The 24674-nt window shown below is 54.6% G+C and carries 25 protein-coding genes; 13 read left to right on the plus strand and 12 right to left on the minus strand.

Annotated elements, in window-relative coordinates:
- Positions 1–29: 29 nt before the first annotated feature.
- From lpxM to znuA, 3 genes are all read right to left on the minus strand, one after another.
- A complete protein-coding gene (lpxM, locus tag J9880_RS19445; RefSeq protein ID WP_232769802.1) occupies positions 30–1010 on the minus strand; it encodes a lauroyl-Kdo(2)-lipid IV(A) myristoyltransferase in 981 nt (326 codons plus the stop codon).
- A 93-nt stretch (positions 1011–1103) separates the two neighbouring features.
- The gene (gene mepM / locus J9880_RS19450; RefSeq protein ID WP_119827214.1) at positions 1104–2438 is read right to left on the minus strand and encodes a murein DD-endopeptidase MepM; all 1335 of its coding nucleotides are present in this window, start codon (positions 2436–2438) and stop codon (positions 1104–1106) included.
- A gap of 20 nt (positions 2439–2458) precedes the next feature.
- A complete protein-coding gene (znuA, locus tag J9880_RS19455) occupies positions 2459–3391 on the minus strand; it encodes a zinc ABC transporter substrate-binding protein ZnuA (protein ID WP_095921790.1) in 933 nt (310 codons plus the stop codon).
- A 95-nt stretch (positions 3392–3486) separates the two neighbouring features.
- Between znuA and znuC the strand changes: the two genes are divergently transcribed.
- Both znuC and znuB read left to right on the plus strand, forming a co-directional pair.
- On the plus strand, positions 3487–4245 hold the full coding sequence (gene znuC / locus J9880_RS19460) for a zinc ABC transporter ATP-binding protein ZnuC (RefSeq protein WP_232769803.1): 759 nt from the start codon (positions 3487–3489) through the stop codon (positions 4243–4245).
- Complete coding sequence (gene znuB, locus J9880_RS19465; RefSeq protein WP_119827216.1) at positions 4242–5027, plus strand: zinc ABC transporter permease subunit ZnuB; 786 nt, start codon at positions 4242–4244, stop codon at positions 5025–5027. The genes znuC and znuB overlap by 4 nt, the downstream gene beginning before the upstream one ends.
- Positions 5028–5059: 32 nt before the next feature.
- Here znuB and J9880_RS19470 read toward each other — a convergent pair whose 3' ends face one another.
- The gene (locus J9880_RS19470) at positions 5060–6439 is read right to left on the minus strand and encodes a cation:proton antiporter (RefSeq protein ID WP_119827218.1); all 1380 of its coding nucleotides are present in this window, start codon (positions 6437–6439) and stop codon (positions 5060–5062) included.
- A gap of 153 nt (positions 6440–6592) precedes the next feature.
- Between J9880_RS19470 and J9880_RS19475 the strand changes: the two genes are divergently transcribed.
- On the plus strand, positions 6593–6898 hold the full coding sequence (locus tag J9880_RS19475; protein WP_119827220.1) for an EthD family reductase: 306 nt from the start codon (positions 6593–6595) through the stop codon (positions 6896–6898).
- A gap of 101 nt (positions 6899–6999) precedes the next feature.
- Here the strand turns inward: J9880_RS19475 and J9880_RS19480 are convergent, their stop codons facing one another.
- Positions 7000–7326, minus strand: a complete 327-nt coding sequence (locus tag J9880_RS19480; protein WP_037034705.1) for a hypothetical protein — start codon at positions 7324–7326, stop codon at positions 7000–7002.
- 681 nt (positions 7327–8007) lie between these two features.
- On the opposite strand from J9880_RS19480, the gene J9880_RS19485 reads away from it, so the two are divergent.
- The 4 genes from J9880_RS19485 (at position 8008) to wrbA (ending at position 10972) form a co-directional block, all read left to right on the plus strand.
- Entirely contained in the window at positions 8008–9381 is a 1374-nt protein-coding gene (locus J9880_RS19485; protein ID WP_232769804.1) for a YadA C-terminal domain-containing protein, read from the plus strand.
- A 49-nt stretch (positions 9382–9430) separates the two neighbouring features.
- Entirely contained in the window at positions 9431–9847 is a 417-nt protein-coding gene (locus J9880_RS19490) for a hypothetical protein (protein ID WP_195816978.1), read from the plus strand.
- Complete coding sequence (locus J9880_RS19495) at positions 9844–10068, plus strand: hypothetical protein (RefSeq protein WP_195816977.1); 225 nt, start codon at positions 9844–9846, stop codon at positions 10066–10068. Before J9880_RS19490 ends, J9880_RS19495 begins: the two co-directional genes overlap by 4 nt.
- A gap of 304 nt (positions 10069–10372) precedes the next feature.
- Positions 10373–10972: an NAD(P)H:quinone oxidoreductase gene (wrbA, locus tag J9880_RS19500; protein WP_165497931.1), complete on the plus strand. Its 600-nt coding sequence runs from the start codon at positions 10373–10375 to the stop codon at positions 10970–10972.
- A gap of 35 nt (positions 10973–11007) precedes the next feature.
- On the opposite strand, the gene J9880_RS19505 is transcribed toward wrbA, so the two are convergent.
- The 3 genes from J9880_RS19505 to fusA form a co-directional block, all read right to left on the minus strand.
- Complete coding sequence (locus J9880_RS19505; protein ID WP_095921782.1) at positions 11008–11319, minus strand: CcdB family protein; 312 nt, start codon at positions 11317–11319, stop codon at positions 11008–11010.
- A complete protein-coding gene (locus J9880_RS19510; RefSeq protein ID WP_220669817.1) occupies positions 11319–11612 on the minus strand; it encodes a type II toxin-antitoxin system CcdA family antitoxin in 294 nt (97 codons plus the stop codon). Before J9880_RS19510 ends, J9880_RS19505 begins: the two co-directional genes overlap by 1 nt.
- Positions 11613–11694: 82 nt before the next feature.
- Positions 11695–13800: an elongation factor G gene (gene fusA, locus J9880_RS19515; RefSeq protein ID WP_232769805.1), complete on the minus strand. Its 2106-nt coding sequence runs from the start codon at positions 13798–13800 to the stop codon at positions 11695–11697.
- A 237-nt stretch (positions 13801–14037) separates the two neighbouring features.
- Between fusA and J9880_RS19520 the strand changes: the two genes are divergently transcribed.
- Positions 14038–14391, plus strand: a complete 354-nt coding sequence (locus tag J9880_RS19520) for an ArsR/SmtB family transcription factor (protein WP_013575288.1) — start codon at positions 14038–14040, stop codon at positions 14389–14391.
- Here the strand turns inward: J9880_RS19520 and J9880_RS19525 are convergent.
- A complete protein-coding gene (locus J9880_RS19525; protein WP_195817035.1) occupies positions 14388–15305 on the minus strand; it encodes a LysR family transcriptional regulator in 918 nt (305 codons plus the stop codon). The genes J9880_RS19520 and J9880_RS19525 overlap by 4 nt on opposite strands.
- A gap of 123 nt (positions 15306–15428) precedes the next feature.
- On the opposite strand from J9880_RS19525, the gene J9880_RS19530 reads away from it, so the two are divergent.
- Positions 15429–16013, plus strand: coding sequence for a chromate transporter (locus tag J9880_RS19530; protein WP_119827236.1), 585 nt, complete (start codon positions 15429–15431; stop codon positions 16011–16013).
- A complete protein-coding gene (locus J9880_RS19535; RefSeq protein WP_133823440.1) occupies positions 16013–16531 on the plus strand; it encodes a chromate transporter in 519 nt (172 codons plus the stop codon). The genes J9880_RS19530 and J9880_RS19535 overlap by 1 nt, the downstream gene beginning before the upstream one ends.
- Positions 16532–16677: 146 nt before the next feature.
- Here the strand turns inward: J9880_RS19535 and J9880_RS19540 are convergent, their stop codons facing one another.
- Positions 16678–17361, minus strand: a complete 684-nt coding sequence (locus tag J9880_RS19540) for an O-methyltransferase (RefSeq protein WP_133823439.1) — start codon at positions 17359–17361, stop codon at positions 16678–16680.
- Between the two features lie 353 nt (positions 17362–17714).
- Between J9880_RS19540 and J9880_RS19545 the strand changes: the two genes are divergently transcribed.
- The gene (locus J9880_RS19545) at positions 17715–19832 is read left to right on the plus strand and encodes a TonB-dependent siderophore receptor (RefSeq protein ID WP_095921776.1); all 2118 of its coding nucleotides are present in this window, start codon (positions 17715–17717) and stop codon (positions 19830–19832) included.
- A gap of 85 nt (positions 19833–19917) precedes the next feature.
- Here the strand turns inward: J9880_RS19545 and J9880_RS19550 are convergent, their stop codons facing one another.
- A complete protein-coding gene (locus tag J9880_RS19550) occupies positions 19918–20508 on the minus strand; it encodes a TetR/AcrR family transcriptional regulator (protein WP_133823438.1) in 591 nt (196 codons plus the stop codon).
- 37 nt (positions 20509–20545) lie between these two features.
- Positions 20546–21670, minus strand: a complete 1125-nt coding sequence (locus tag J9880_RS19555; protein ID WP_095921774.1) for an HlyD family secretion protein — start codon at positions 21668–21670, stop codon at positions 20546–20548.
- A 79-nt stretch (positions 21671–21749) separates the two neighbouring features.
- On the opposite strand from J9880_RS19555, the gene J9880_RS19560 reads away from it, so the two are divergent.
- Positions 21750–23309 carry a DHA2 family efflux MFS transporter permease subunit gene (locus J9880_RS19560; RefSeq protein WP_095921773.1) on the plus strand — a complete coding sequence of 520 codons (1560 nt, stop codon included), beginning with the start codon at positions 21750–21752 and terminating at the stop codon, positions 23307–23309.
- 257 nt (positions 23310–23566) lie between these two features.
- A complete protein-coding gene (locus tag J9880_RS19565; protein ID WP_095921772.1) occupies positions 23567–24487 on the plus strand; it encodes a L,D-transpeptidase family protein in 921 nt (306 codons plus the stop codon).
- The last annotated feature ends 187 nt before the right edge of the window (positions 24488–24674 follow it).

Consider the following 24674-nt stretch of genomic DNA (forward strand, 5'->3'; position numbering starts at 1 on the left):
GAGCCTCAGCTTTTCAGATCTTTATTCGCTTACTTTTTAGGGTAAAGTTCTTTGCGCGAATAGGGTTCCGGCTCGCCCGGTTTACGGGTTTTCAGCAGTTTGAGGATCCAGGTGTATTGCTCCGGATTCGGCCCGACCAGCACCTCCACTTCCTCATTCATTCTGCGCGCGATACGGTTATCGTCCGCCGTCGCCAGATCGTCCATCGGCGGGCGTACGTAGATATCGAGACGTTGTTCATGGCCGTTATACACCGGGAACAGCGGCACGATCGCGGCGCGGCAGACTTTCATCAGGCGACCCACCGCAGGCAATGTCGCTTTATAGGTCGCGAAGAAATCCACGAATTCGCTGTGTTCAGCACCGTGATCCTGATCCGGCAAATAGTAGCCCCAGTAACCCTGACGTACCGAACTGATAAACGGCTTGATGCCGTCGTTGCGGGCATGCATGCGGCCACCAAAACGGCGCCGCACGGTATTCCACAGATAATCAGTCAGCGGGTTTTTCTGATTATGGAACATGGCCGCCATTGGCTGACCTTCTGCCGCCATCAGCATCGCCGGAATATCCACCGCCCAGCCGTGTGGCACCAGGAAAATCACATTTTTACCTTCCGCCTTCATCTGATCGACAATTTCTTTGCCGTGCCAGTGAACGCGCTGCATGACTTTTTTGGGATCGCGGATCGCCAGTTCAGCCATCATCACCATCGATTGCGGCGCTGTCGCGAACATCTCATCGATGATGTGCTCACGCTCAGCTTCCGCGGTTTCCGGCAGGCAATACAACAAATTGATTTGTGCACGGCGACGCGCGCCTTTGGCAAACTTTCCGGCCAGACGGCCGAGACTGCCTAAGATCGGGTCACGGACTTTTGCGGGCAAATACGCCATACCGGCCATCGCACCGACGCCCAGCCAGACGCCCCAGTAACGTGGATGATAAAAGGTTTTCTGAAACTGCGGGATAAACTCTACGTTGGATCGTTTTTCTTTTTCTGGCTGCATGCTCAGGCTCTTATATCAAATTCTGGCTTAATGATAAGTGCCGTGAGTTATTTTGCAATAAATCACGGCGGCTAATCATTAAAACCTAAGCGATCAGTCAAACTTCAGCTGAGGAACAACCTGACGAACGGTGGCCAGATAAGTACTGCGATCTTTACCTGTCAGTCCTTCGGTACGCGGCAATTTAGCGGTCAGCGGATTCACTGCCAGCTGGTTAATCCACATTTCGAAGTGCAGATGCGGGCCGGTGGAACGGCCGGTATTACCGGAAAGCGCGATGCGGTCACCGCGTTTAATTTTCTGACCCGGTTTCACCAGAATTTTGCGCAGATGCATATAACGGGTCATGTACTGACGACCGTGGCGGATCGCCACATAGTTACCCGCTGCGCCGCCATTTTTGGCAACCACCACTTCGCCATCACCGACAGCCAGCACCGGCGTCCCGACAGGGACGGCGAAATCGACACCACGGTGTGGCGCAATGCGGCCCGTCACCGGATTAAGACGACGCGGGTTGAAGTTAGAGGAGACACGATATTGTTTGCCGGTCGGGAAACGCAGGAAGCCTTTCGCCAGCCCGCTGCCGCTGCGGTCATAGAACTTGCCGTCTTCGGCACGCACGGCGTAATAATCTTTGCCGCCGGTACGCATACGCACGGCCTGCAATTCGCTTTGCTCGTTCTTACCGTCCAGCACTTCGTGGGACATCAGCACGGCAAAATCGTCGCCTTTCTTCAGTTTGCGGAAATCAAGTTGCCATTGCAGTGCTTTAATCACCGCGCTGACTTCGCCGCTGCTCAGCCCCGCCGCTTTCGCGCTGGTGACAAAGCTGCCGTTCAGCGAGCCTTTGACGACGGAATCCCGCCATTCGCCTTTCAGGGTTTCCAGCGAGGCTTTAAAACTGTTGCCGGAGCGGTCAAAGGTGTACGTCTCACGGCGCGATTTCTCCCAGGTCAGACGCTGTAAATCACCGGCATCATTGAGTGTCCAGGAGATCTGCTGCCCGACTTTCAGGTTGCGTAAATCGCGATTAGCGTCAGACAGTGCGGCGATTTCCGACATATCAATGCCGTACTGATTCAGGATGCTGCTGAGGGTATCGCCGGTTGACACGACATATTCATGAACACCCGCTTCATTGACGGTTTTATCGTCAAGGTCATCTTGCGGGATATCGTCGTCTGCGGGAGGAGACTGGTCGATAGGTTCACTGGCTTCAGGAAGCAATGAACGCAACTGCTGATTATCGAGGGTAATGTTTTTAACCAGCGGTCTGGTATCAGAAAGGTCGTTGTCCGGGTGATAAGCTAACGGTTTCCATACGGCCACAGCCAGTGTGACGACGGTAAGTGACCCCAGCATAATGCGGTGGGGCCGTGGAAGGTTGCTATACGCCAGAGCGATAGATCGGGCTATCAGCTGCACTTAAATTCTGTCCTTTTAGCTTACTTCAGGCAGCTCAGGTACTGGTTCGTCAGCTGTGACAGAAAGTTCACATAGCTGTCCGCACCCAGTGCAATGCCGCTCCCCAGCGGATCCAATGTGCCCATACGCACTTTTGTTCCCTGGGCAACAGCCGTGATGACGGCTGGCCTGAATTGTGGCTCAGCAAAAACGCAGGTCGCTTTTTGCTCAACCAACTGTGTTCGAATGAGGTGTAATCGCTGTGCACCGGGTTGAATTTCAGGGTTGATCGTAAAGTGACCAAGTGGCGCGAGGCCGAAGTGTTTTTCAAAGTAACCGTAAGCGTCGTGAAAAACAAAATATCCCTTACCCTGCACAGGCTGCAGCATAGTACCAATATTTTTGTCAGTTTTTGTCAATCCGTCTTCAAATCGTGCCAAATTTGCATCTAATTGTTGCTTTTTCTGCGGGACCAGCTCTGCGAGCCGGTCATGGATCACAATTGCCGCTTCACGGGCGATTTCCGGCGACAGCCAGACGTGCATATTATATTCGCCATGATGGTGTTCATCGCCGTCATGATCATGGCCGTGATCATGGTCATGCTCGTCATCATCACTGCCTTTGAGCAGCAGCGGTTTCACCGCCGGTAACGTGGCGATCGCCACCTGACGGTTTGGTGGCAACTGGGCCACTGACTTGGTCATAAAGGCTTCCATTTCCGGCCCGACCCACACCACCAGATCGGCGCTGCGCATACGCTGAATGTCGGAAGGACGCAGGGCAAAATCATGTGGCGATGCGCCATCCGGCAGCAAAATCTCGGTCGGCATCACCCCGTCAGCAATGGCTGATGCGATAAACCCCAGCGGACGGACGGAGGCAAGAACGGCAGCCTGCGCGCTGAAAACGGCTCCTGAACTCAATATTGCGGCGGCCAGAAACATCCGTTTAACGCTTTTTTTCTGTATCATGCGGGGTGAACTCATCTTCAGGTTGGGGGAAAACTGGTTATTTTTCGCGAAACGCAATATTATAACATCCGATTTGTTCTGCAAGACCCTATGACATGCCCACTTTAGCTACGCTCCAAAATATTTCAGTGACCTTCGGTTCGCGACGCGTGTTGTCTAACATCTCGCTCAGCTTGCAGCCGGGAAAAATTCTGACCCTTCTCGGCCCGAATGGCGCGGGAAAATCGACCTTAGTGCGCGTTGTGCTTGGCCTGATCTCGCCAACGGAAGGCACGATGACCTGTGAACCGGGTTTACGCATCGGCTATGTGCCGCAAAAAATCCATCTCGATCCGACCATGCCCCTGACCGTCAGCCGCTTTATGCGCCTGAAACCGGGCGTGAAGAAAGACGATATTCTGCCTGCGCTGAAACGCGTACAGGCCGCGCATCTGCTGGATCAACCGATGCAGAAATTGTCCGGCGGCGAGAATCAGCGAGTCCTGCTGGCGCGTGCATTAATGAACAGCCCGCAATTGCTGGTGCTGGATGAACCGACGCAAGGCGTTGACGTCAACGGGCAACTCGCGCTTTACAACCTGATCGACAGCCTGCGCTGCGAACTGGGTTGTGCGGTGCTGATGGTGTCGCATGATTTGCATCTGGTGATGGCAAAAACGGATGAAGTGCTGTGCCTGAACCAGCACATCTGCTGTTCCGGCTCGCCGGAAGTGGTCTCCACGCATCCGGAATTTATTGCCATGTTCGGCAACCGCGGCGCGGAGCAACTGGCGATTTATCGCCACAATCACAACCATCGTCATGATTTAAAAGGGAAGATCATTTTACGTAATACCGGAGGTCGTGACGCATGATTGCGCTGTTATTACCGGGCTGGCTTGCCGGTGTGTTACTGGCTGTCGCGGCCGGTCCGCTGGGTTCGTTCGTGGTCTGGCGTCGTATGTCCTATTTTGGCGACACGCTGGCGCACGCGTCACTGCTCGGTGTCGCTTTTGGCCTGCTGCTCAATATCAATCCGTTTTATACCGTTATCGCCGTCACGCTGTTACTGGCTATCCTGCTGGTCGCGCTTGAACGCAAACCGCATCTCGCGGTGGATACCCTGCTGGGGATCATGGCGCACAGCGCGCTGTCGCTCGGTCTGGTCGTGGTCAGCCTGATGTCCGGGGTGCGGGTGGATCTGATGGCGTATCTGTTCGGCGATTTGCTGTCAGTCACTTACAGCGATATCTGGATGATTGCGGCCGGTGTCACGGTGGTCATTGCGGTACTGTGCTGGCAATGGCGCGCGTTGCTTTCCATGACCATCAGTCCGGAACTCGCCCATGTCGATGGCGTGAATCTGCAACGGTCGCGGATCATTCTGATGCTGGTCACCGCCCTGACCATCGGGCTGGCAATGAAATTTGTCGGTGCGCTGATCATCACCTCCCTGCTGATTATTCCTGCTGCCACGGCGCGTCGTTTCGCCAAAACGCCGGAACAGATGGCCTCCGTTGCCGTGGCCGTGGGCATTATTGCCGTCACTGCGGGCCTGACCTTCTCCGCGTTTTATGACACTCCGGCAGGCCCTTCGGTCGTACTCTGTGCCGCCGTGCTGTTCATGCTCAGTCTGGGCAAAAAACAGATCGCCTGACAGCAAAACGGACGCCATCGGGCGTCCGTTTTTTATGCCTCTTTTTCCTGATTTTTTTCCCGTTCTTCGCGTTCTTCCCGGGCCGCTTCCTGTCTCGCCTGCCGCCAGTGTAATACCGGCGACACCGTCACGCCGTGGATCACCACGCTGGTAACAATCACCGTAAAGGCAATATTGGTCATGTAATTGGCGTCCGCGCCATGCAACCCGTGCGTCCAGGCGTAGGCGATATAGTTCATGCTGCCGATGCCCCGGATACCAAACCAGCCGATCATCAGCCGCCTGCCCTTAGGCACATGGACGCCAAGGGTGGTGATATACACCGCCAGCGGACGGATGACGATAAACAGCAGCGCCGCGATCAGTAATCCCATCGGTTCCCAGTGCTCAGCCAGCGTGATGCCGAGCACCATGACAATCCCGGCGGCAAAAATGCGTTCAATGGTATCGCCAAAGGAAAGCGCATCGCCGACCATCAGCCCGATAGAATTACGCGGCATTTCTGCCTGCATCGAATGACGCTGATGCGGATTGACCATCCCTTCGGCCGGTGGCGGACGCGAGCCGTCGGTCAGATCCTCCGGCGGATGCATTGAAACCACCCGCACCTCGGCGCTGCGCAGCCCGACACCGGCCGCAAAGGCGGCCAGAAAACCGGAAGCATCGAGAGACTGCGCGGCGGCATAACTGAGCGCAATCAGCGACAGCGCCAGAAAATCACTGGGAGCGACCGTGCGCTGACGGCTGTGAAAACGTGTCGCGCTCAGCCCCACCAGTTTCCCCATCGCAAATCCTATCGCCAGCCCGCCCAGTAAAGCCCACACCACATCGCGGCCCGCCCAGTGCCACAGTTCCTGCGAGGACACCCCGTCGTGCGCGGTAATCAGCATCAGGGCCAGCATCAGGATCGGCAGCGCGGAACCATCATTCATTCCCGCTTCGCTGGACAGCGCGACGCGCAATCCGTCATCGTCATTGGCGTCATTCACTGCGATCATGCTGGCCAGCACCGGATCCGTTGGCGCGATAATCGCACCCAGCGCCAGTGCCAGCGGCCAGGAAATCCCGGTGATGTAATGGGCAATCACCGCGACACAAAGCACTGTCAGTAACATCGCCGGAAAGGCCAGCAACACGCCGACGCGCCAGCTTTGCGCACGAAACGGCAGCCGCAGCTTCAGGCCGGTAATAAACAATGACGCCGCCATGGCGATCTCAGTGAAATGGGCGGTGAGGGTGGAATACGCCACCAGATCGATATGCAATAAATCCAGAACCCAGGGGCCGCAGACAATACCCGCCGCCAGATACAAACCAAACGTCGTCACCGGTCCGCGGGAAATCCACCCCGATGCCAGTGACATAATCAATAGCAGTCCTCCGACCGCCGCTGTCCAACCTAAAAATCCCATGCGTATCCCATACTTAATATCAATCTATTAAGCGTAGTACATATGGATAGCTGAATGATTTTTAGGACAAAGCCCAGCGGGCACAAATGGCGCGGCACGACGCCAGCCGCTGCGCTAAAATTGATTTTTATCCGGGAAAAAGGTGAGACATAAGTGATTAAATACAGCGTGCTGTACCCAAATATCGAAAACGGAACCTTTGATCATGATTACTATCGCGATGTGCATTTACCGCTGATCAAGCGCCGTATGGGTGAGTTCTGCCATTCTTACGCTATCGACAAAATGCAGGAAGGCGCACCCGCCGACACGCCGTTTATCGCCGCCTGCCACATCTATTGCAACTCAATGGAAGACTTTGAAAAGGGCATGAAAGACAATGCTGCGGATTTCATTGCGGACGTACCGAATTTTACCAATATCGAACCGGTGAAGATGATTTTTGACGTCGTTGTCTGAGCCATTCACCCTGCCCTGAAGGCAAAAAAGGCGATTAACCCGTCAGGTTAGCCGCCTTTTTTATTGTCGCGTGGACGCTGTATAAAACCCTGACAGCGCCATTATTTCATCAGTAACTTTTTGATTGGCGCACTCGGCTCGCGCCTGATGGTATGCAAAAACTCCTGCGCCTTATCATTGACCGCATAATCGGCGGTGACGCCAAAATCCTGCACCATTGCCCACTTTTCAAACAGTGCTTCATCACTCTTACGCATAAACCACAGCATTCTGACTGCCGTTACTGCCACTTGTGGGATCTGCGTCACCGTGCCGTTAATCCACTTATTTAACGTGCTGCGGGGCAGTCCAAGCAGGATACACAACGCGGGCTGGTCGATATCCAGCCTCCGGACATAGTCCAGGAACTCATTTGCGTTATCTGCCATAAAGTTATCTCCAATTTACATAACCCTGCGCATTGTACAGGAATCTCATAGAGATTTCATCCCGTCGCTATTCGCTACGAAAATTCCTAGTTCTTTACATTCCAGACACTCAAATTTGTGTCCATTAGCGACAAATAAGCACGCTAAGTGAAACAAATTCATGTAGCGCTATAACTTTACGTTTCTTGACATAAGTCAAACGTACGGTGAATGCGTGAAGCAAGTCACATTCACCGCATGTATGATTTTCGTGAAGAGACAAAAAGAGCGTTCTGATAATGCTTCTTATTTGTCGCTAACAGATACTTATTTCAATGTCGGAAAAAACAAATGAACACTCAGCTTACAGAACGCAACACTCAGATCATCGCTGCCTACACAGCAGGGAATATAAATAAAACGGAATTAGCGCGGTATTTTGGCGTGTCGGCTTCGACTGTAAGGAGGGTTCTGGCTGGGGTTGTGATCATCTCTGCTGGCGCAGTGACGCCTGGTGCTGAAGCAGCCCTGACGGGGAATGATTTAGCAATAGCAAATCAATATATTTCAGATCACCAAAATTATCCTGAGTACATCAAACAAGACATATTGACGTCTAATAGTCTTCAACAAGTACATGATGTTTTACTTAGAAATACATACTGGAATGGCAGTGCTACAGTTCCGGTCGAAGAAATACCTATGCAACTTAAAAACGTTGTGGCTCCCGTTGTTACTCCTCCTGTAACTCAGCCTCTGGCGCCGGTAAAACTTGATGTTGTTCCCGCTGTTACTTTGAATGTGGCACAACAAACACCTGTAGCTCCTGCCCAGACTCAGCAACTTACTCCGACACTGATTACTCCATCGGCGCCGCAAAAAACGCCGGTCGCACCGGTTCAGACCACGCAACTGACGCCGCAGGCAACGCCACAAATCGCTCCGCAGAAAACCCCGGTGGCACCGGTTCAGACCGCGCAACTGACGCCGCAGGCAACGCCACAAATCGCTCCGCAGAAAACCCCGGTAGCTCTGGTTCAGACCGCGCAACTGACGCCGCAGGCAACGCCACAAATCGCTCCGCAGAAAACCCCGGTAGCTCTGGTTCAGACCGCGCAACTGACGCCGCAGGCAACGCCACAAATCGCTCCGCAGAAAACCCCGGTAGCTCTGGTTCAGACCGCGCAACTGACGCCGCAGGCAACGCCACAAATCGCTCCGCAGAAAACCCCGGTAGCTCTGGTTCAGACCGCGCAACTGACGCCGCAGGCAACGCCACAAATCGCTCCGCAGAAAACCCCGGTAGCTCTGGTTCAGACCGCGCAACTGACGCCGCAGGCAACGCCACAAATCGCTCCGCAGAAAAAACCGGTGGCTCTGGTTCAGACCGCGCAACTGACGCCGCAGGCAACGCCACAAATCGCTCCGCAGAAAACCCCGGTAGCTCTGGTTCAGACCGCGCAACTGACGCCGCAGGCAACCCCGCAGGTTGAGCAGAAAACACCTGCGCTACCAACTCCTCATCTCGATGGCCAGCACATCGAAGTGGCTCCAAAACCAGAAGCAGATAAAGTACCTGCAAAATTACTCACAGCTTCAGGCGGCCAGACAGTACAACAATTGACTTCAACAGCGGCTCAACAGCCCGTAGTCAAACAAGTGGTACGCTCCGCCTATTACGATCAACAGATCACTGCCCTCAATGCTGAGGCAGAACAAAATCACGTTGAAATCCTGGCTGAATCTCACAGCCGCGCGGTGGCAGATGCACAAACCCTGGGGCAGGCAAATGACTATACCAACAAGAAATTCAACGACCTGAAATCTGAGGTTGATGGCAATAAGAAAGAAGCCGCCGCAGGTTCTGCTTCCGCTATGGCGCAGGCCAATATCCCTCAGGTGCAGGAATCTCAGCAATTCGCGGTGGGTGCCGGTGTCGGCGGTTATGATTCACAAAACGCCCTGTCCGTGGGCGCTTCATTCCATGCCAGCAGATCCACCATTGTCAAAATGTCAGTCTCCGACGATACGCAAAGTAACTTCGGTTACGGCGCTGGCGTGAGTGTCGGCTGGTAAAAATTCAGGGGGGACTCGTCCCCCATCTTTCCAATACGGGTAAATCAAAATGAAAAAACTTTTAGTCATTGCTGCGCTGGCCGTCCTTGCAGGCTGCTCCACTCAGGCCTCCAGAATGGCGGACTGTCAGTCACAAGGCGTTTCAAAAGATACGTGTTACATGGCAGAGCAAAATCGCCAGACGGCCATTCAGAGCGCAGCGTTAAAGCAATCAATGGAAAATGCAGCCGCGCAATATGCACAGACTGCAAAAAAGATTGTGCACGCACGTATTAAAGGCATCGATGTCAAAATCTTTCCCGCTGACAAGCAGGGATATATCGAAGGCACTGCAGCATACCTTGATGAAGATAACGCGGATGCTCAGGTCTATCGCAAAGGTGTTTTCACAGCGATTTATTACAAGCGCACCCATAAGCTGGTTTTGATGCGTGACGGCCAAATTTACGGAAGGATGCCGATATGAAGAAACGGCACACCGATCAGTTCAAACATCTGCCGCCAGAGCAGCAATATACCTGCCTGAAAATGTTACAGCGCGTCGAGGAAACCCCGCTGACCGACGGGGTGACCGGCGTCGCCGTGTCAGTGATGATGAAGGACGGACACACAGCCACGCTGAGCAAATTCATTGCGAAGCCGGATGAAGTCTCAGTGCTGGTCAGCTGGGAAAAAGAAAGAGAATAATGCACTCTGACTACGTTTATATCTCCCCCCTTCTCTCCCGCCAGTCCCGCACTTCTGTTCTAGTATATAGAGGTGCGAAACCTACCTTCTCTGCACGCATTGCCCTAATTAATTGATGAGCCTGTTCAAAAATTTGCGTTTGTAACTCAAAGCCTGTGAGCGGACGATGGACACTCTTGCCCATCACAACCGCCGGGCCGGCGGAGGAGTAAACGTGGGATTTTTAAGCGGATTTTTCGCCCGTATTGCAGGTCAGAAACCCGCACAAGATACGGAAAAAACATCACCTCATGAGGAGTTAAAGATGGCAAAAGTACTGGTTCTCTATCATTCCATGTATGGTCATATTGAAACAATGGCACAAAGCGTTGCCGAAGGCGCACGCAGCGTCCCCGGGGTTGAAGTCACGATAAAACGCGTCCCTGAAACCATGCCTGAAGAAGCCTTTAAGGCTGCTGGTGGCAAAACTGGTCAGACGGCAGAGGTCGCCTCTCCGGCTGAACTCGCTGATTACGATGCCATTATTTTCGGTACGCCGACCCGCTTCGGTAACATGACCGGCCAGATGCGCACCTTCCTCGATCAGACCGGAGGCCTGTGGGCCAAAGGCGCACTGGCAGGCAAAGTCGCCAGCGTATTCAGCTCAACCGGCACCGGCGGCGGTCAGGAAATGACCATCACCTCGACCTGGACCACCCTCGCCCACCACGGCATGATCATCGTCCCGATCGGTTACACCACACCTGAACTGTTCGATATTTCACAGGTTCGCGGCGGCACGCCTTATGGCGCCACCACTATCGCCGGTGGCGACGGTTCCCGTCAGCCAAGCGCGGAAGAACTGCGTATTGCCGTGCATCAGGGCAAACACGTGGCAACCATCGTCAGTAAACTGGTCAGCTAGATGACCGCGTAAAATAAGGCGCAGAATTCTGCGCCTTAAATTCCCATCACCAGTAAGTCCAGTGCTGCCACAACATCAGCACGATGAATATCTGCATTTAACACAGGTTCATGGCGTAGCTGCGTCGCACTCACGCTGGTCAGGAGATTAGTCATCAACACGTATTGATGATTTTGGATCCTGATAAGGGGATGCAGATGCCTGATGGGTTTCAGGTTGCTAAGTGCAGTTAGCGGCACCACGATCCGCTCATTGAGTCTTTCAAATAAGGGATTCTGAATATCCATAAAATAGGGATAAAGATTTTTTCCTTCTCCCTGATTTTCGTATACATCAAATTGCGCCATTACAACACTCCACGTCCCTGAGAGAAGAGTCCTGCTTTTTCAGTAAAGGCATTGCAGGAATCCATTGCTTGCTGATTTTCCTCTAAGAAAAGTTTCCTTTGCTTCTCTTTCACCGCTTCTCCTAACGCTTTATCAAACGTTGCTGAAAGATTAATGCCGAACACTTTGGCCTGTTCTAGTAAATCGGCACTCAGCGTGACATTGGTTCGTTTTTTATTTCCGGCTACTGATGACATAACATCCTCTTCATACACACCTGAGATGCGCATTAGCGTGTCACACAATGAAGTCATAAACTATTAAATCCTTTTCTACGGCCAAAAAAACGGCCCTTGCGGACCGTTTTGTCTCTGGCGAAGATTACGCCGTTTTTGCTTATTTACCACGCGACGCAATGATGTTTTCAGCAACATTGCGTGGCGCCTCGGCATAGTGGTTGAATTCCATGCTGTAGGTTGCACGCCCTTGCGACATCGACCGCAAAACGGTGGAGTAGCCGAACATTTCAGACAGCGGCACTTCGGCTTTGATAATTTTACCGCCGCCGCCCGCGATTTCTTCCATGCCCTGCACCGTGCCGCGACGCGATGACAAATCGCCCATCACGCCACCGGCATACTCTTCCGGTGTTTCTACTTCCACTCTCATCATCGGTTCGAGGATCACCGGATCTGCACGTTTCGCCGCTTCCTTGAAACCAAAGATCGCGGCCATTTTGAACGCCATTTCCGAGGAATCGACCTCGTGGTAGGAACCGAAGGTCAGCGTCACTTTCACATCCACCACCGGATAACCGGCCAGAATGCCGTTGTTCAGCGCTTCCGTGACCCCTTTTTCTACCGCCGGGATATAGTCGCGCGGCACCACGCCCCCTTTGGTCGCATCGACAAACTCAAAACCTGTGCCTGCCGGCAACGGTTCGAGCGTGAAGACCACATGACCGTACTGACCTTTACCGCCGGACTGACGCACAAACTTGCCTTCGACATCTTTGACCGTTTTGCGCACCGTTTCACGGTACGTCACCTGCGGTTTGCCGATGTTGGCTTCCACGCCGAACTCACGTTTCATGCGGTCGACGATGATTTCCAGATGCAATTCGCCCATCCCGGAAATGATCGTCTGACCGGATTCCTCATCCGTACGGATGCGGAACGACGGGTCTTCCGAGGCCAGCCGTGACAGCGCGATGCCCATTTTTTCCTGGTCGGCTTTGGTCTTCGGCTCGATGGCCTGCGAGATCACCGGATCCGGGAACTCCATGCGCACCAGCGTAATAATATCCGACGGGTCGCACAGGGTTTCGCCGGTCGTCACATCTTTCAGCCCGACGCATGCCGCAATATCACCGGCACGGATTTCGTCAATCTCGATACGGTCATTGGCATGCATCTGCACGATACGGCCAATACGTTCTTTCTTGCCGCGCACCGGGTTATACACGCTGTCGCCTTTTTTCAGCACGCCGGAATAAACGCGGACAAACGTCAGCTGGCCGACATAGGGGTCAGTCATCAGTTTGAACGCCAGCGCCGAGAATTTCTCGCTGTCATCGGAATGGCGGAATGCTTCGTTACCGTCTTCGTCTGTACCGGCAACCGGTGGAATATCCAGCGGAGACGGCATCAGTTCGATCACGGCATCAAGCATCCGTTGCACACCTTTATTCTTAAACGCACTGCCGCACAACATCGGCTGAATTTCACCGGCGATGGTGCGCAGGCGCAGACCTTCGGTAATTTCATCCTCGGTCAGCGTGCCTTCTTCAAGATATTTATCCATCAGCGCGTCGTTGGCTTCGGCCGCAGCGGAGACCATTTTTTCGCGCCACTCTTCCGCCAGCGCCTGCAATTCTGCCGGAATGGCGTCATAGGTGAAGGTCATGCCTTGTGTCGCGTCGTCCCACAAAATGGCGCGCATTTTGCGCAAATCCACCACGCCGGTGAAATGCTCTTCCTTGCCGATCGGGATCACAATCGGCACCGGATTGGCTTTCAGGCGATCGACCATCATCTGACGGACACGGAAGAAATCGGCACCCTGACGGTCCATTTTGTTGACGAAGGCCAGACGCGGCACTTTGTATTTATTGGCCTGACGCCATACGGTTTCAGACTGCGGCTGCACGCCGCCGACGGCGTCATACACCATGACGGCACCATCGAGAACACGCATGGAACGTTCCACCTCAATGGTGAAATCCACGTGCCCCGGGGTATCGATAATATTGATACGGTGCTCATCGAACGAGTGATCCATCCCGCGCCAGAAACAGGTCACGGCGGCAGACGTAATGGTGATACCGCGCTCCTGTTCCTGAGCCATCCAGTCTGTGGTCGCACCGCCGTCATGCACTTCTCCCAGCTTATGATTCATGCCGGTATAGAAAAGAATACGCTCGGTGGTGGTGGTTTTACCTGCGTCGATGTGTGCTGAGATACCGATATTGCGGTAGCGCTCGATTGGCGTTTTGCGAGCCATATAACGTCCTTACTGGTTGATGGCTAAGTTGGCGGAGAGTGGTTTTCACGTCCCGTCACAAAGTATTGAGTACTAAAATTCTTAATGCGGAGAGTATACTACAATTGTACGTGTATATTCGTACAATTATTTTATTCTATCGATGAAATTGGTCTGAGGCCGTCGCGTTGTACAGCAGCAAAGGGATAGGCTATATTGCGCGGCCGCCGATGAACGTCGTGAAAGTAAAGGAACAATATGATAGCCAACCACCCTGAGCGCGAGCAGATCCGCCTCGAAAATGTCCTGACTGCGCTGGGCAACCCGTTACGTCTGGCGGTGGTGCGCACGCTGGCGAAAGGCGGCGAACATCCCTGCGGCACCTTATTGCAGGGCCTGTCGAAATCAACGCTGACTCACCACTGGCGCGTATTGCGGGACAGCGGCGTGATCTGGCAGCGTCCGGATGGCCGCGCCAATTTGCTCTCCCTGCGCCGCGAAGACCTCGACGCCCGCTTCCCCGGCCTGCTTGATTCCCTGCTCAGCGCCATCGAATCCGACGGCATCACGCTGGAATCCACCCAGAAACATATTTCTGAGCAACATCTTTAATCTGGCGTTAACTGCGATTTTACCAGCGCACAAAACGTATTGATTATAGCCGATGAATGGCTGTCTTCCCGCCGCGCGAGATACAGTGGCGCACTGAGTTGCGTGGCAGCATCCAGCGGTAAAAACACCACGCCCTCACCGCCGAGACGGGTCATGGATCCCGGCACAATCGAAATCCCCAGCCCCGCGCCGACCAGGCTCAGACAGGAGGTTAACCGCGGCGCTTCCTGCACAATATGCGGGCTGAAACCGGCGCGGACATACGCTGCCAGTATGGCATCGTACAACCCCTGCCCGGCGCGGCGGCGATATAACACAAAAGGCTCATTGCTCAGATCTTCCAGTCTGAGCGGCTGACCGGCGGTTTGCGACGCCAGTTTGTGTCCGGCCGGCACCGCCACCCACATCGGTTCTTCCAGCACTTTCTCCATCTCTAATTCCGGCATATCTTTGACCCGCATGCGCACAAACGCCACATCCAGCTCACCCGCCACCACGGCGCTGAGTAACTCGCCGCTGCCGCTTTCTTCGAGTTGTGTACTGACCGCCGGATAGATTTCCCGATAGCGCCGCAGCAGTGCGGGCACAAAAGTATGCAACGCGGCGGAGCTGGTAAAACCAATACGCACGCGTCCCTGCTCACCCTGCGCGGCACGCTGCATGGCGGCGCTGAGTTGCGCGGCTCGCGCCAGTACCGCACGGGCTTCCTGCAATAACACTTCGCCCGCTTCGGTCGGGATCACCCCGCGCGGTAGCCGGTTTAACAGCGCAACACCCAACTCCTGCTCCAGCCCCTGTAACAAACGGGTCAGCGGCGGTTGCTGGATAAACAGCCGTTCTGCGGCACGGGTAATACTGCCCGCTTCCACCACGGTGACGAAGGCATGCAGACGTTTCAGTTCAATCATATCCATACCCTCAGGGTATCTTTTGGCATTAATAAAGGCATTAGACATCATGGCACATCCACGCGCATGATCCTTAACAGAATTTACGCCTCTGGCGGCTTTGAATTACATTTGAGGGAGTGGGTGAAAATGTCAGCACAAACGCAGGAAAAATTAATGCCAGATACTGATGACCAGACCGCGCCGCAACCCGGTTGCGGACAACTGTTTATGGGCTTTTTCGTCCTTGGCCTGACCGGTTTCGGCGGCGTGTTGCCCATGGCGCGACACATGCTGGTGGATAAACGCCGCTGGCTGACCGCCGGACAGTTCACCGAACTGCTGGGTCTGTGCCAGTTCTTGCCCGGCGGCAATATCATTAACCTGTCGGTGGCGCTGGGCATGGAGTTTCGCGGGTTGCGCGGTGCGTTATCCGCCTTACTCGGGCTGATCCTCGCACCGACGATTTGCGTCGTGCTGCTCGGACTGGTGTATGCGCGTTATCAGAATGAACCGCTGGTGGAACATTTGTTTGCAGGGATGGCGGCAGCGGCGGCCGGTTTACTGCTGTCGACCGGCATCAAAATGCTCGCCCCTTTGCGCGGTAAATGGCTGCAACTGGCGCTGGTGGCGGTGGGGGTGATTGCCATTGCCGCGTTCCGCATGCCGATGCTGCCGGTGATGCTGGTGCTGGCACCGGTCAGTATTTTCATCTGCGCGAGAGGTAAATTCTGATGCCGGTTTTACTTTCTCTTGCCCTGTTATTTACCGAACTTTCCGTGATGGCCTTTGGCGGCGGAAATACCATTCTCCCCGAGATGCAACGTGCGGTAGTGGACGTGCATCACTGGATGAGCGCGCAGGAATTCAGCGCCCTGTTCGCGCTGGCGCAGGCGGCGCCTGGCCCGAATATGATGATCGTGCCGCTGATTGGCTGGCAGGTCGCGGGATGGTCAGGATTGCTGGTGTCTTCGCTGGCAAAATTCGGACCGTCTTCCATTATCACGCTGATCGTGATGGGCGGCTGGAAGCGTTACAAAGACCGTCCGTGGCGACAGACCATCCAGCGCGGGCTGGTGCCGGTGACCGTCGGGCTGGTGGTATCGAGCGGATTACTGATTGCCAAAGCCTCGGCGACCACGCTGACGCTGGCAGGCGTGATCGCCCTGTGTACCCTGCTCGCGCTCAATAAACGCATTCATCCGCTGTGGGTACTGGCCGTCGGCGCAGTGCTCGGGCTGATATTAGGTTGAAATCATTGCGAAGCAGATCGCAATATTGAGCAGGTAAACTGCCGTCATCCATGGAAGCCGTACTCAAACAACAGTCTGATATGCCGCATGACAGCGAAAATCCATTGTTTGACATTGGCTTTGGTCTGGCGCGTTAAAGCCTTCGGTTAACGGATCACCCGCGCCAGCACAAACCCGTCCCAGCCTTTGCTGCCGACGGTTTGCAGCGCGGTCGCCGATAACCGCGGTTCCTGCTCAATCATCTCAATAAAGCGACGCACGCCCTGCACCCGGGCGTCGTCGCTGTGCGGATCGGCCACCGCCCCGTCCCGCACCACGTTATCACCGATAATTAATGTTCCCGGCTTCGACAATTTCAGCGCCCATTCCAGATAAAGCGGGTTGTTCGGTTTATCAGCATCAATAAAAATCAGATCAAACGGCGCTTCAGCCGCCAGTGTGGGCAACGTTTCTGACGCGGGTCCGCTATGCAACGTAATTTTGTCCTGCAGACCCGCGAGGTCAATATTGGTCTGCGCGACACGGGCGTGATGCGGATCGGCTTCCAGCGTCACCACTTTACCCAGCGCCGGTAAGGCCCGCGCCAGCCAGATGGTGCTGTACGCCCCCAGAGTGCCAATCTCTAACACTTTTTGCGCGCCAGTGATCTGTGCGAACAATGCCAGTAATTTCCCCTGATTCGGCGCCACATCGTGCGCGGGTAAACCGGCGTGATGATTGTTTTTCAGCACCTGTTCTAACACAGGATCGCTTTCGACTAAATGGCTCACCAGATAGTGATCAACCGCCGCCCATTTATCGCTGTATTCCGCCTGCCTCTCCTGAACCATTCCTGCCTCCCGGCCGTGACTTATGCGTAAATAAAACGTTAAAAAACTCACTATTAACCCTAATCGCTTCCGACGAGTTTGCTCAGTTTTTTCAGCCGCAACTCAAAAAACCATCAATTTCATACGGATAAAAATGCGTCACTTCACACTTTTGGCGTAAAGTTCCCTTGAGTTTATAAAATAATAATGATAACAATTATCATTAAGTTTAACATTCGTCTCGATTCTGTTAAGTTGCCGCCCTTCAATGTGCGGCGGCTTTCGTGCGGAACATATGTTGGCTTTTGGGTTTATTACACACGCATAAATTAATCACTCGATAATTAATTGAGTTATTTATAGGGACTATGAATATGTTGTTGGCTTTCCCCCTCAAACGCTCGGTGCTTATGTGCGCCCTGGCGCTGGCTGTGCCGGCTGCCTCTATGGCTGCTGAAGATACCGTCGTTGTCAAAGCCGCACCTGCGGATACCGCAGATGCACCGACGCAGGGTTACAGCGCGAAAACCAGTAAAAGCGCGACGAAAACCGATCAGCCACTGATCACCACCGGACAGGCAGTTTCTGTTGTCACCCGTCAGCAAATGACCGACCAGAACGCCACCACCGTGAACGCCGCGCTGAACTACACGCCGGGCGTCTTCACCAACTTTGCCGGTGGTGCCACGCGTTATGACACCATTTCCCTGCGCGGTTTCCACGGCGGTGACGTCAACAACACCTTCCTCGATGGCCTGCGTATTCTCAGCGATGGCGCGACCTACAACTCCATTCAGGTGGATCCGTGGTTCCTCGAACGTATTGATGTGGTAAAAGGCCCGTCCTCTGCCCTTTATGGTCAGAGCATTCCCGGCGGTGTCGTCGTGGAAACCACCAAGCGCCCGCAGTTTGCTGAAGAAGGTCACTTCCAGCTTTCCGGCGGCACGCAAAATACCAAAGGTGGCGCGTTCGATTACACCAACGCCATCAACGATCAGCTGGCCTTCCGCCTGACCGGTATGACCCGCAGCAGCGACACGCAGTACGATCACCAGCGTGAAGAGCGTTACGCGATTTCTCCACAGTTACTGTGGACGCCGGATGAAAACACCTCGCTGTTGCTGCGCGCTTATCTGCAAAAAGATCCGTCCGGTGGCTATCACGCCGCAGTTCCGGCTGACGGCAGCCTCTACGGTCAGAAACTGAGCCGTGGATTCTTCGATGGTGAAAGCACGCGCAACCAGTTCAAACGCTGGGAGCAAATCTACAGCTACGAATTCCAGCACGCATTTAACGACGTCTGGTCATTCCGCCAGAACGCCAACTACACCCATTCCAATACCGAACTGGATCAGGTGTATCAGGCGGGCTGGAATGCGGATCGTACCGAGATGAGCCGTTACTATTCCGGTGAAAAATCGTCTCTGGATACCTTCGCGATTGATAACCAGCTGGAAGCCGATTTCGCCACCGGTGAACTGGCGCATAAAGTGGTGCTGGGCTTTGACTACTCCCACTTTATCAATGACGTGAAATCTGACGGTGCCTACGCAGAAAACCTCAACCCGTATACCGGTGTGGGCGGTGATGCGCTGGATTATTACAGCCTTAAGCGCGGTAAAAACCGTTATGAGCAGATGGGCACTTATCTGCAAGATGAGATGAACTGGAACAAATGGTATCTGACTCTGTCAGGCCGTTACGACACGCTGAAAACCTCCAGCCGCAGCTACGAAAGCATCTACGGCACCACCAGCAACAGCGAACGTAAAGACAGTCATTTCAACAGCCGTGCTTCCCTGCTGTACGCCTTTGACAGCGGCATTTCTCCGTACGTCAGCTACAGCCAGGCGATGACACCGTCTGCCCTGCCGGGCGCTGATGGCACCCTGCTGAAACCGATGCAGAGCGAGCAATACGAAGCCGGGATCAAATACCAACCGGTCGGCACCTCCGATATGTACAGCGCGGCGTTGTATGATCTGACGCAAAAAGACGTGGGTAACCGCGTGGTGGTCGGCAGTTATTACGAGCCGGCAGGGAAAATCCGTTCGCAGGGTCTGGAGCTGGAAGCCAAGAAACAGGTTACCGAACGCTTCAACGTCATGGCCGGTTATACCTATAACAAAGTGCGTATCCGTGATTCCGCTGAAAACAACGGCAACACGCCGTATGTGACGCCAAAACAAATGGCGTCCATCTGGGGTCAGTACAACACACCGATTGGGGTAGATATGGGTGCGGGCGTGCGTTACATCGGCACACAATGGGCGGATAACGAAAACACCCGTCACATGCCTTCTGCCACGCTGGTCGATGCGTCACTGCGTATGAATCTGGTGCAGTTTAATCCGCAGCTGAAAGGCGCGTATGTACAGCTGAATGCCAACAACCTGTTCGACAAGAAATATGTCGCAGCCTGTTACGGCACCAGCTACTGCTACTGGGGTCAGGAACGTACCGTGGTAGCCACTGTAGGTTATGACTTCTGATAGATTTTTCAGCTCCTCCCCCTGCGAAGGGGGAGGAGAGTCCCCCAACCCTCCCCTTCGCAGGGGAGGGAGCAATTCTGAGAGTTTATTCTTCCTGCAAATTTAACCGCGCTTTCAGCGACGTCTTCGCCCTTTCCAGCAGGGCATCGGATACCTGCCTGTCCGGCTCGCAACGCGCCAGCGACAAACTGCCCATCAGCTCCGCACTGACCGATATTGCCAGCGTTTGCGGATCCTCCACGCCCATTTCCGTTAACTGGCGGATAATCATGCCACGAATACGTTCGATGCCACGCGCGAACTCTGCCTGACAAGGCGCAGGCATTCGCGGTGTTTCCGACGCCAGCGCGGACACCGGACAGCCCTGTGCGCGGTTATCACGGTGCCATGGCGACAGGTAGAAATCGATATAGCCCGCCAGTTGCTGTTTCGCCGTCAGTCCCTGATTATCTTTATCCCAGCGCGCCATCACCTGATTAAACATCTGTTCGATCGCCGCTTCGATCAGGGCATCTTTCGAGGCAAAGTGTGCATAGAACCCGCCGTGGGTCAGACCGGCTTTGCTCATCACCCCCGCCACACTGACCTGTAACGGGCCTTTGGCGCGAATGGCTTTCGCCGCTTCCTTCACGATCCGCTCGCGGATTTTCGGTTTATGTTCACTTTCGTAGCGCATAGAAACACCCTGATAATCAGAAAATTGCCGTCACAGTTTACCTGACGGGGTCGGTTAACGAAACGCGCGCATCGACGGATAATCCGGGGCGCAGGATCGCTAAATCCGGCTGACCGGCATCAAGGTGGATCCGTACCGGCACCCGCTGAACAATCTTGGTGAAGTTACCGGTGCCCGGCTCAAAAGGTAACAGTGCAAACGTTGAACCGGACCCCGGCGCCAGACTGTCGACTTCACCACGAAACGTCACGCCCGGCACCGCATCGACCTGCACCTCCGCCCGCTGTCCCGGCTGCATTCTGCCGGTCTGCGTTTCTTTGAAATTAGCGGTCACATAAATGCCCTGCTGCGGTACCAGCGTCATCAGCCGCTGACCGGGCGTAACGTAGTCGCCAACCTGCACCTGCCGGTTGCCCGCCACGCCATCAACGGCGGCAAAAATGGTGGTGTGATTAAGATCCTGTTGCGCCAGATCTTCCGCCGCCTGCGCCTTCACCACGGCGGCTTTCGCCAGTGCCAGCGCCGCCAGAATTTCTGCCCGCTGCGCGTGCGTGACCGCCGCCTGATTTTGCGCGACATCCAGCATCGCGGCGGCGTGCGCCGACGTTTGTTCTGCCGTCACTGCCACCGTTTTATAGCGGTCGGCATCATTACGGGACGTCGCACCGCTGGCCGCCAGCGACTGATAGCGTTGCTGTTCGGCTTCGGCATGTTGTTGTTCCGCACGCGAAGAGCGGATCGCCGTGCGTGCCGCGTCTATCTGGGTCAGCGCCAGTTGCTCCTGCGCCTGCTGACTCAGCAATGCCGCTTCCTGTTGTGCCACCTGCGCCCGGGCATCTTCCAGTTCACCCTGCGCCGAGGCCAGACGCGCCGTGAACTCTTCGCTGTCGATCAGCACCAGTTTATCGCCGGCATGAACCTGCTGGTTATGGCGAACCAGCACCTTCGAGACAAAGCCTTTTACTTTTGGCGCAACCGTGGTGGCATCCGCCGTCAGATAGGCATCATCGGTGGATTCAGACGCAGGCGCCGCCAGTAACCATGCCGCCCCGCCCAGCGCCACCGCCAAGGCAATGCCGCTGACCACAAAGATCCGCTTTGACCGTTTATTCGCTTTCACTGCCGGGACCGGGATCCCTTCACCTGCCGTTGCTTCACTCATTTTTTATTCCGCTCATTGCATGATGGTCATCATATTAATATGATACTCATCATACAAACAAGCCCCGGGATCTCACAACATGTCTGCCACCCTGACTCCAGCCGCGGCGCTCTCGCCCGCGGATTATCCGACGTCGCGCAAGTTTTTGATTTTCAGCATTATGGCGTTCGGCATGTTTCTGGCGCTGATCGACATTCAGATCGTCGCGGCTTCCTTAAACGATGTGCAGGCCGGGCTTTCCGCCGGTCCCGACGAAATCAGCTGGGTACAAACGTCTTATCTGATCGCTGAACTGGTGATGATCCCCTTCTCGGCCTTTCTGACGCAGGCGCTCTCCACCCGCTGGTTGTTCAGCGCGTCGGCGGCGTTATTTACGCTCAGCAGTATCGGTTGCGGATTGTCGTGGAATATCGAGTCGATGATCTTCTTTCGTGCCTTGCAGGGCTTTACCGGCGGGGCGATGGTGCCGACGGTGTTTGCCACGGGCTTCGCGATGTTTCAGGGCAAACAGCAGGCGCTGATCCCGGCGATCCTGGGCATGGTCAGCGTACTGGCCCCGACCCTCGGCCCGACGGTCGGCGGCGTGGTGACACAATTGCTCGACTGGCGCTGGATTTTCTTCATCAATATCCTGCCGGGCATTCTGGTGGCGACCGGTGCGGTGATGTTTATTCATGTCGATAAAGCAGATTTTTCGATGCTTAAACGCATCGACTGGGTGCATTTGCTGTCGATGGCGATTGCGCTGGGCTGTCTGGAATATGTGCTGGAAGAAGGCCCGCGCAAAAACTGGTTCAGCGATCCGCAGATCCAGATTTCGGCGTGGTTCTCGCTGGTGGCTTTTGTCTTGTTTCTCGAACGCTCCTTTTATTCCAAAAACCCCATCGTGCGTCTGACGCCGTTCCGCGATCCGACATTTACCTTCGCCTGCCTGTTCAATCTGGTGGTCGGTTTCGGCCTGTACGCGTCCACTTATCTGACACCGGTTTTCCTCGGCCGCATCCGGGATTTCAACAGTCTGGAAATCGGCACTACGGTGTTTGTGGTCGGCGTCGGACAGTTCTTCAGTACCATCATCGCCGCCAGATTAATTAACCGCGTTGACCGCCGGTTGCTGATCGCCGTGGGATTATCGGGCTTTGCGCTCAGCTTATGGCTGACCACCGCCGTCACGACCTACTGGGGCGCGGGGCAATTTTTCTGGCCGCAGGTGGTGCGCGGGTTATTCATTATGTTGTGCATCGTCCCAAGCGTGAACATGGCGCTGACGGCCTTTCAGGGGCCGGAACTGCGCTACGCCTCCGGGTTGTTTAACCTGATGCGCAACCTCGGCGGTGCCATTGGGATTGCCACGGTCAATACCTGGTTGCAGGACTGGACACGTATGCATGCGGCCCGTTTCGGCGACACCCTCGGCCAATACGGCGATCAGGCGCAGGAAGTTATCGGATCGCTGGCGGATAAGATCGGCCATCTGACGCCGGATACCGCACAGGCCCTGCTGATGGCAAAAGGGTTATTCGGGGCAAAAGTGGCCGCGCAGTCACTGACGCTGGCTTTCAACGATATCTTTCAGGTCATGGCCTGGATGTTTATTGCCGCGCTGGTGATGGTGCCGTTTTGCCGGAAGTCATCCTAAAAAGTAAAGGAATTGTGCAGGCTGCCGCAAAAAATGCGCTTGCGGCAGGGAACTTTTCCAACAAGGTGAGAAAGCTTTGGCCTGTTTGAAATAAATCCTTATAATTAGCGGCCCTGAAAGGTGATTCGTTACACATACTGAGTGCCTTTCAAGTGCTATGTGCAAGTACACTATTCCTCCGGCCGGTTTCCATCGGGTCGGGGGGAATCAACATCCTGACAACAACTGCCAGTGTGGCATTAACGACCAACGAAAATATGAAAATGAGCATTCGCGCAATCCTTACCCTGGTTTTGGCAGTTGCTGCATATAGCCAGGCGTCTTTTGCTGTGGTCTACCCTCTTCCGGCCAATAACGGTCGTCTGGTCGGTGAAAACATCACAGTTATCGTTCCTCAGGGCAGCAGCCTGCCACTGGAACATTTCGCAGCGCAATACCAGATGGGTTTGAGCAACATGCTTGAAGCTAACCCTGGTGTTGACCCGTTCCTGCCAACGCCGGGTACCGTGCTGACTATTCCTCAGCAGCTGATCCTGCCGGAAACGCCGCATGAAGGCATCGTCATCAACAGTGCTGAAATGCGTCTGTATTACTACCCGAAAGGCACCAACACCGTGGTGGTTCTGCCAATCGGTATCGGCGAACTGGGCAAAGACACCCCGATGAACTGGGTGACCACCGTTCAGCGTAAAAAAGCCGGTCCGACCTGGACGCCGACCGCAAAAATGCATGAAGAATATGCCGCACGCGGCGAATTCCTGCCAGCCGTCTTCCCTGCCGGCCCGGACAACCCGATGGGTCTGTACGCGCTGTACGTTGGCCGTCTGTATGCAGTTCACGGCACCAACGCCAACTTCGGTATCGGTCTGCGCGTAAGCCACGGTTGTGTGCGTCTGCGTGATGCTGACATCAAATGGCTGTATGACAACGTGCCGCAAGGCACCCGCGTTCAGTTCATCAACGAACCGGTGAAAGCCACCGTTGAGCCGGACGGCAAGCGTTACATTGAGATCCACAACCCGCTGTCCTCTAACCAGGAAGAGTTTGATTCCCAGCAGCCGCTGCCAATCACTCTGACCGGCAGCGCAAGCAGCGTATCGATGGATCCTGCGGTTAATCAGACTGTGGTTCAGCGCGCCATTGAGATGCGTGCAGGTATGCCAGTTCAGATTAACTGATAACCTCTTCGACGTTTTTGTGAAAAAGCCCCGTTCATCGGGGCTTTTTTTTTTGCATAGTGCCGATGCAAAAGAGACTACGGATTACTCCCTCCCATGCGAAGGGGAGGGCTGGGGTGGGGTATTACAGACAAATCATCGACCTGAAGTTTACTCAGCCAACAGTTTTGCCATTAATACCCCCTCC

Source organism: Rahnella victoriana, assembly GCF_021276285.1.
Classification (GTDB): Bacteria; Pseudomonadota; Gammaproteobacteria; order Enterobacterales; family Enterobacteriaceae; genus Rahnella; species Rahnella victoriana.

Coding starts and splice junctions, on each gene's coding strand:
- lpxM (WP_232769802.1), bottom strand. CDS start 1,010: ATGCAGCCAGAAAAAGAAAAACGATCCAACGTAGAGTTTATCCCGCAG.
- znuA (WP_095921790.1), bottom strand. CDS start 3,391: ATGATACAGAAAAAAAGCGTTAAACGGATGTTTCTGGCCGCCGCAATA.
- znuC (WP_232769803.1), top strand. CDS start 3,487: ATGCCCACTTTAGCTACGCTCCAAAATATTTCAGTGACCTTCGGTTCG.
- znuB (WP_119827216.1), top strand. CDS start 4,242: ATGATTGCGCTGTTATTACCGGGCTGGCTTGCCGGTGTGTTACTGGCT.
- J9880_RS19470 (WP_119827218.1), bottom strand. CDS start 6,439: ATGGGATTTTTAGGTTGGACAGCGGCGGTCGGAGGACTGCTATTGATT.
- J9880_RS19480 (WP_037034705.1), bottom strand. CDS start 7,326: ATGGCAGATAACGCAAATGAGTTCCTGGACTATGTCCGGAGGCTGGAT.
- J9880_RS19485 (WP_232769804.1), top strand. CDS start 8,008: ATGCAACTTAAAAACGTTGTGGCTCCCGTTGTTACTCCTCCTGTAACT.
- J9880_RS19490 (WP_195816978.1), top strand. CDS start 9,431: ATGAAAAAACTTTTAGTCATTGCTGCGCTGGCCGTCCTTGCAGGCTGC.
- J9880_RS19495 (WP_195816977.1), top strand. CDS start 9,844: ATGAAGAAACGGCACACCGATCAGTTCAAACATCTGCCGCCAGAGCAG.
- wrbA (WP_165497931.1), top strand. CDS start 10,373: ATGGCAAAAGTACTGGTTCTCTATCATTCCATGTATGGTCATATTGAA.
- J9880_RS19505 (WP_095921782.1), bottom strand. CDS start 11,319: ATGGCGCAATTTGATGTATACGAAAATCAGGGAGAAGGAAAAAATCTT.
- J9880_RS19510 (WP_220669817.1), bottom strand. CDS start 11,612: ATGACTTCATTGTGTGACACGCTAATGCGCATCTCAGGTGTGTATGAA.
- fusA (WP_232769805.1), bottom strand. CDS start 13,800: ATGGCTCGCAAAACGCCAATCGAGCGCTACCGCAATATCGGTATCTCA.
- J9880_RS19520 (WP_013575288.1), top strand. CDS start 14,038: ATGATAGCCAACCACCCTGAGCGCGAGCAGATCCGCCTCGAAAATGTC.
- J9880_RS19525 (WP_195817035.1), bottom strand. CDS start 15,305: ATGGATATGATTGAACTGAAACGTCTGCATGCCTTCGTCACCGTGGTG.
- J9880_RS19530 (WP_119827236.1), top strand. CDS start 15,429: ATGTCAGCACAAACGCAGGAAAAATTAATGCCAGATACTGATGACCAG.
- J9880_RS19535 (WP_133823440.1), top strand. CDS start 16,013: ATGCCGGTTTTACTTTCTCTTGCCCTGTTATTTACCGAACTTTCCGTG.
- J9880_RS19540 (WP_133823439.1), bottom strand. CDS start 17,361: ATGGTTCAGGAGAGGCAGGCGGAATACAGCGATAAATGGGCGGCGGTT.
- J9880_RS19545 (WP_095921776.1), top strand. CDS start 17,715: ATGTTGTTGGCTTTCCCCCTCAAACGCTCGGTGCTTATGTGCGCCCTG.
- J9880_RS19550 (WP_133823438.1), bottom strand. CDS start 20,508: ATGCGCTACGAAAGTGAACATAAACCGAAAATCCGCGAGCGGATCGTG.
- J9880_RS19555 (WP_095921774.1), bottom strand. CDS start 21,670: ATGAGTGAAGCAACGGCAGGTGAAGGGATCCCGGTCCCGGCAGTGAAA.
- J9880_RS19560 (WP_095921773.1), top strand. CDS start 21,750: ATGTCTGCCACCCTGACTCCAGCCGCGGCGCTCTCGCCCGCGGATTAT.
- J9880_RS19565 (WP_095921772.1), top strand. CDS start 23,567: ATGAAAATGAGCATTCGCGCAATCCTTACCCTGGTTTTGGCAGTTGCT.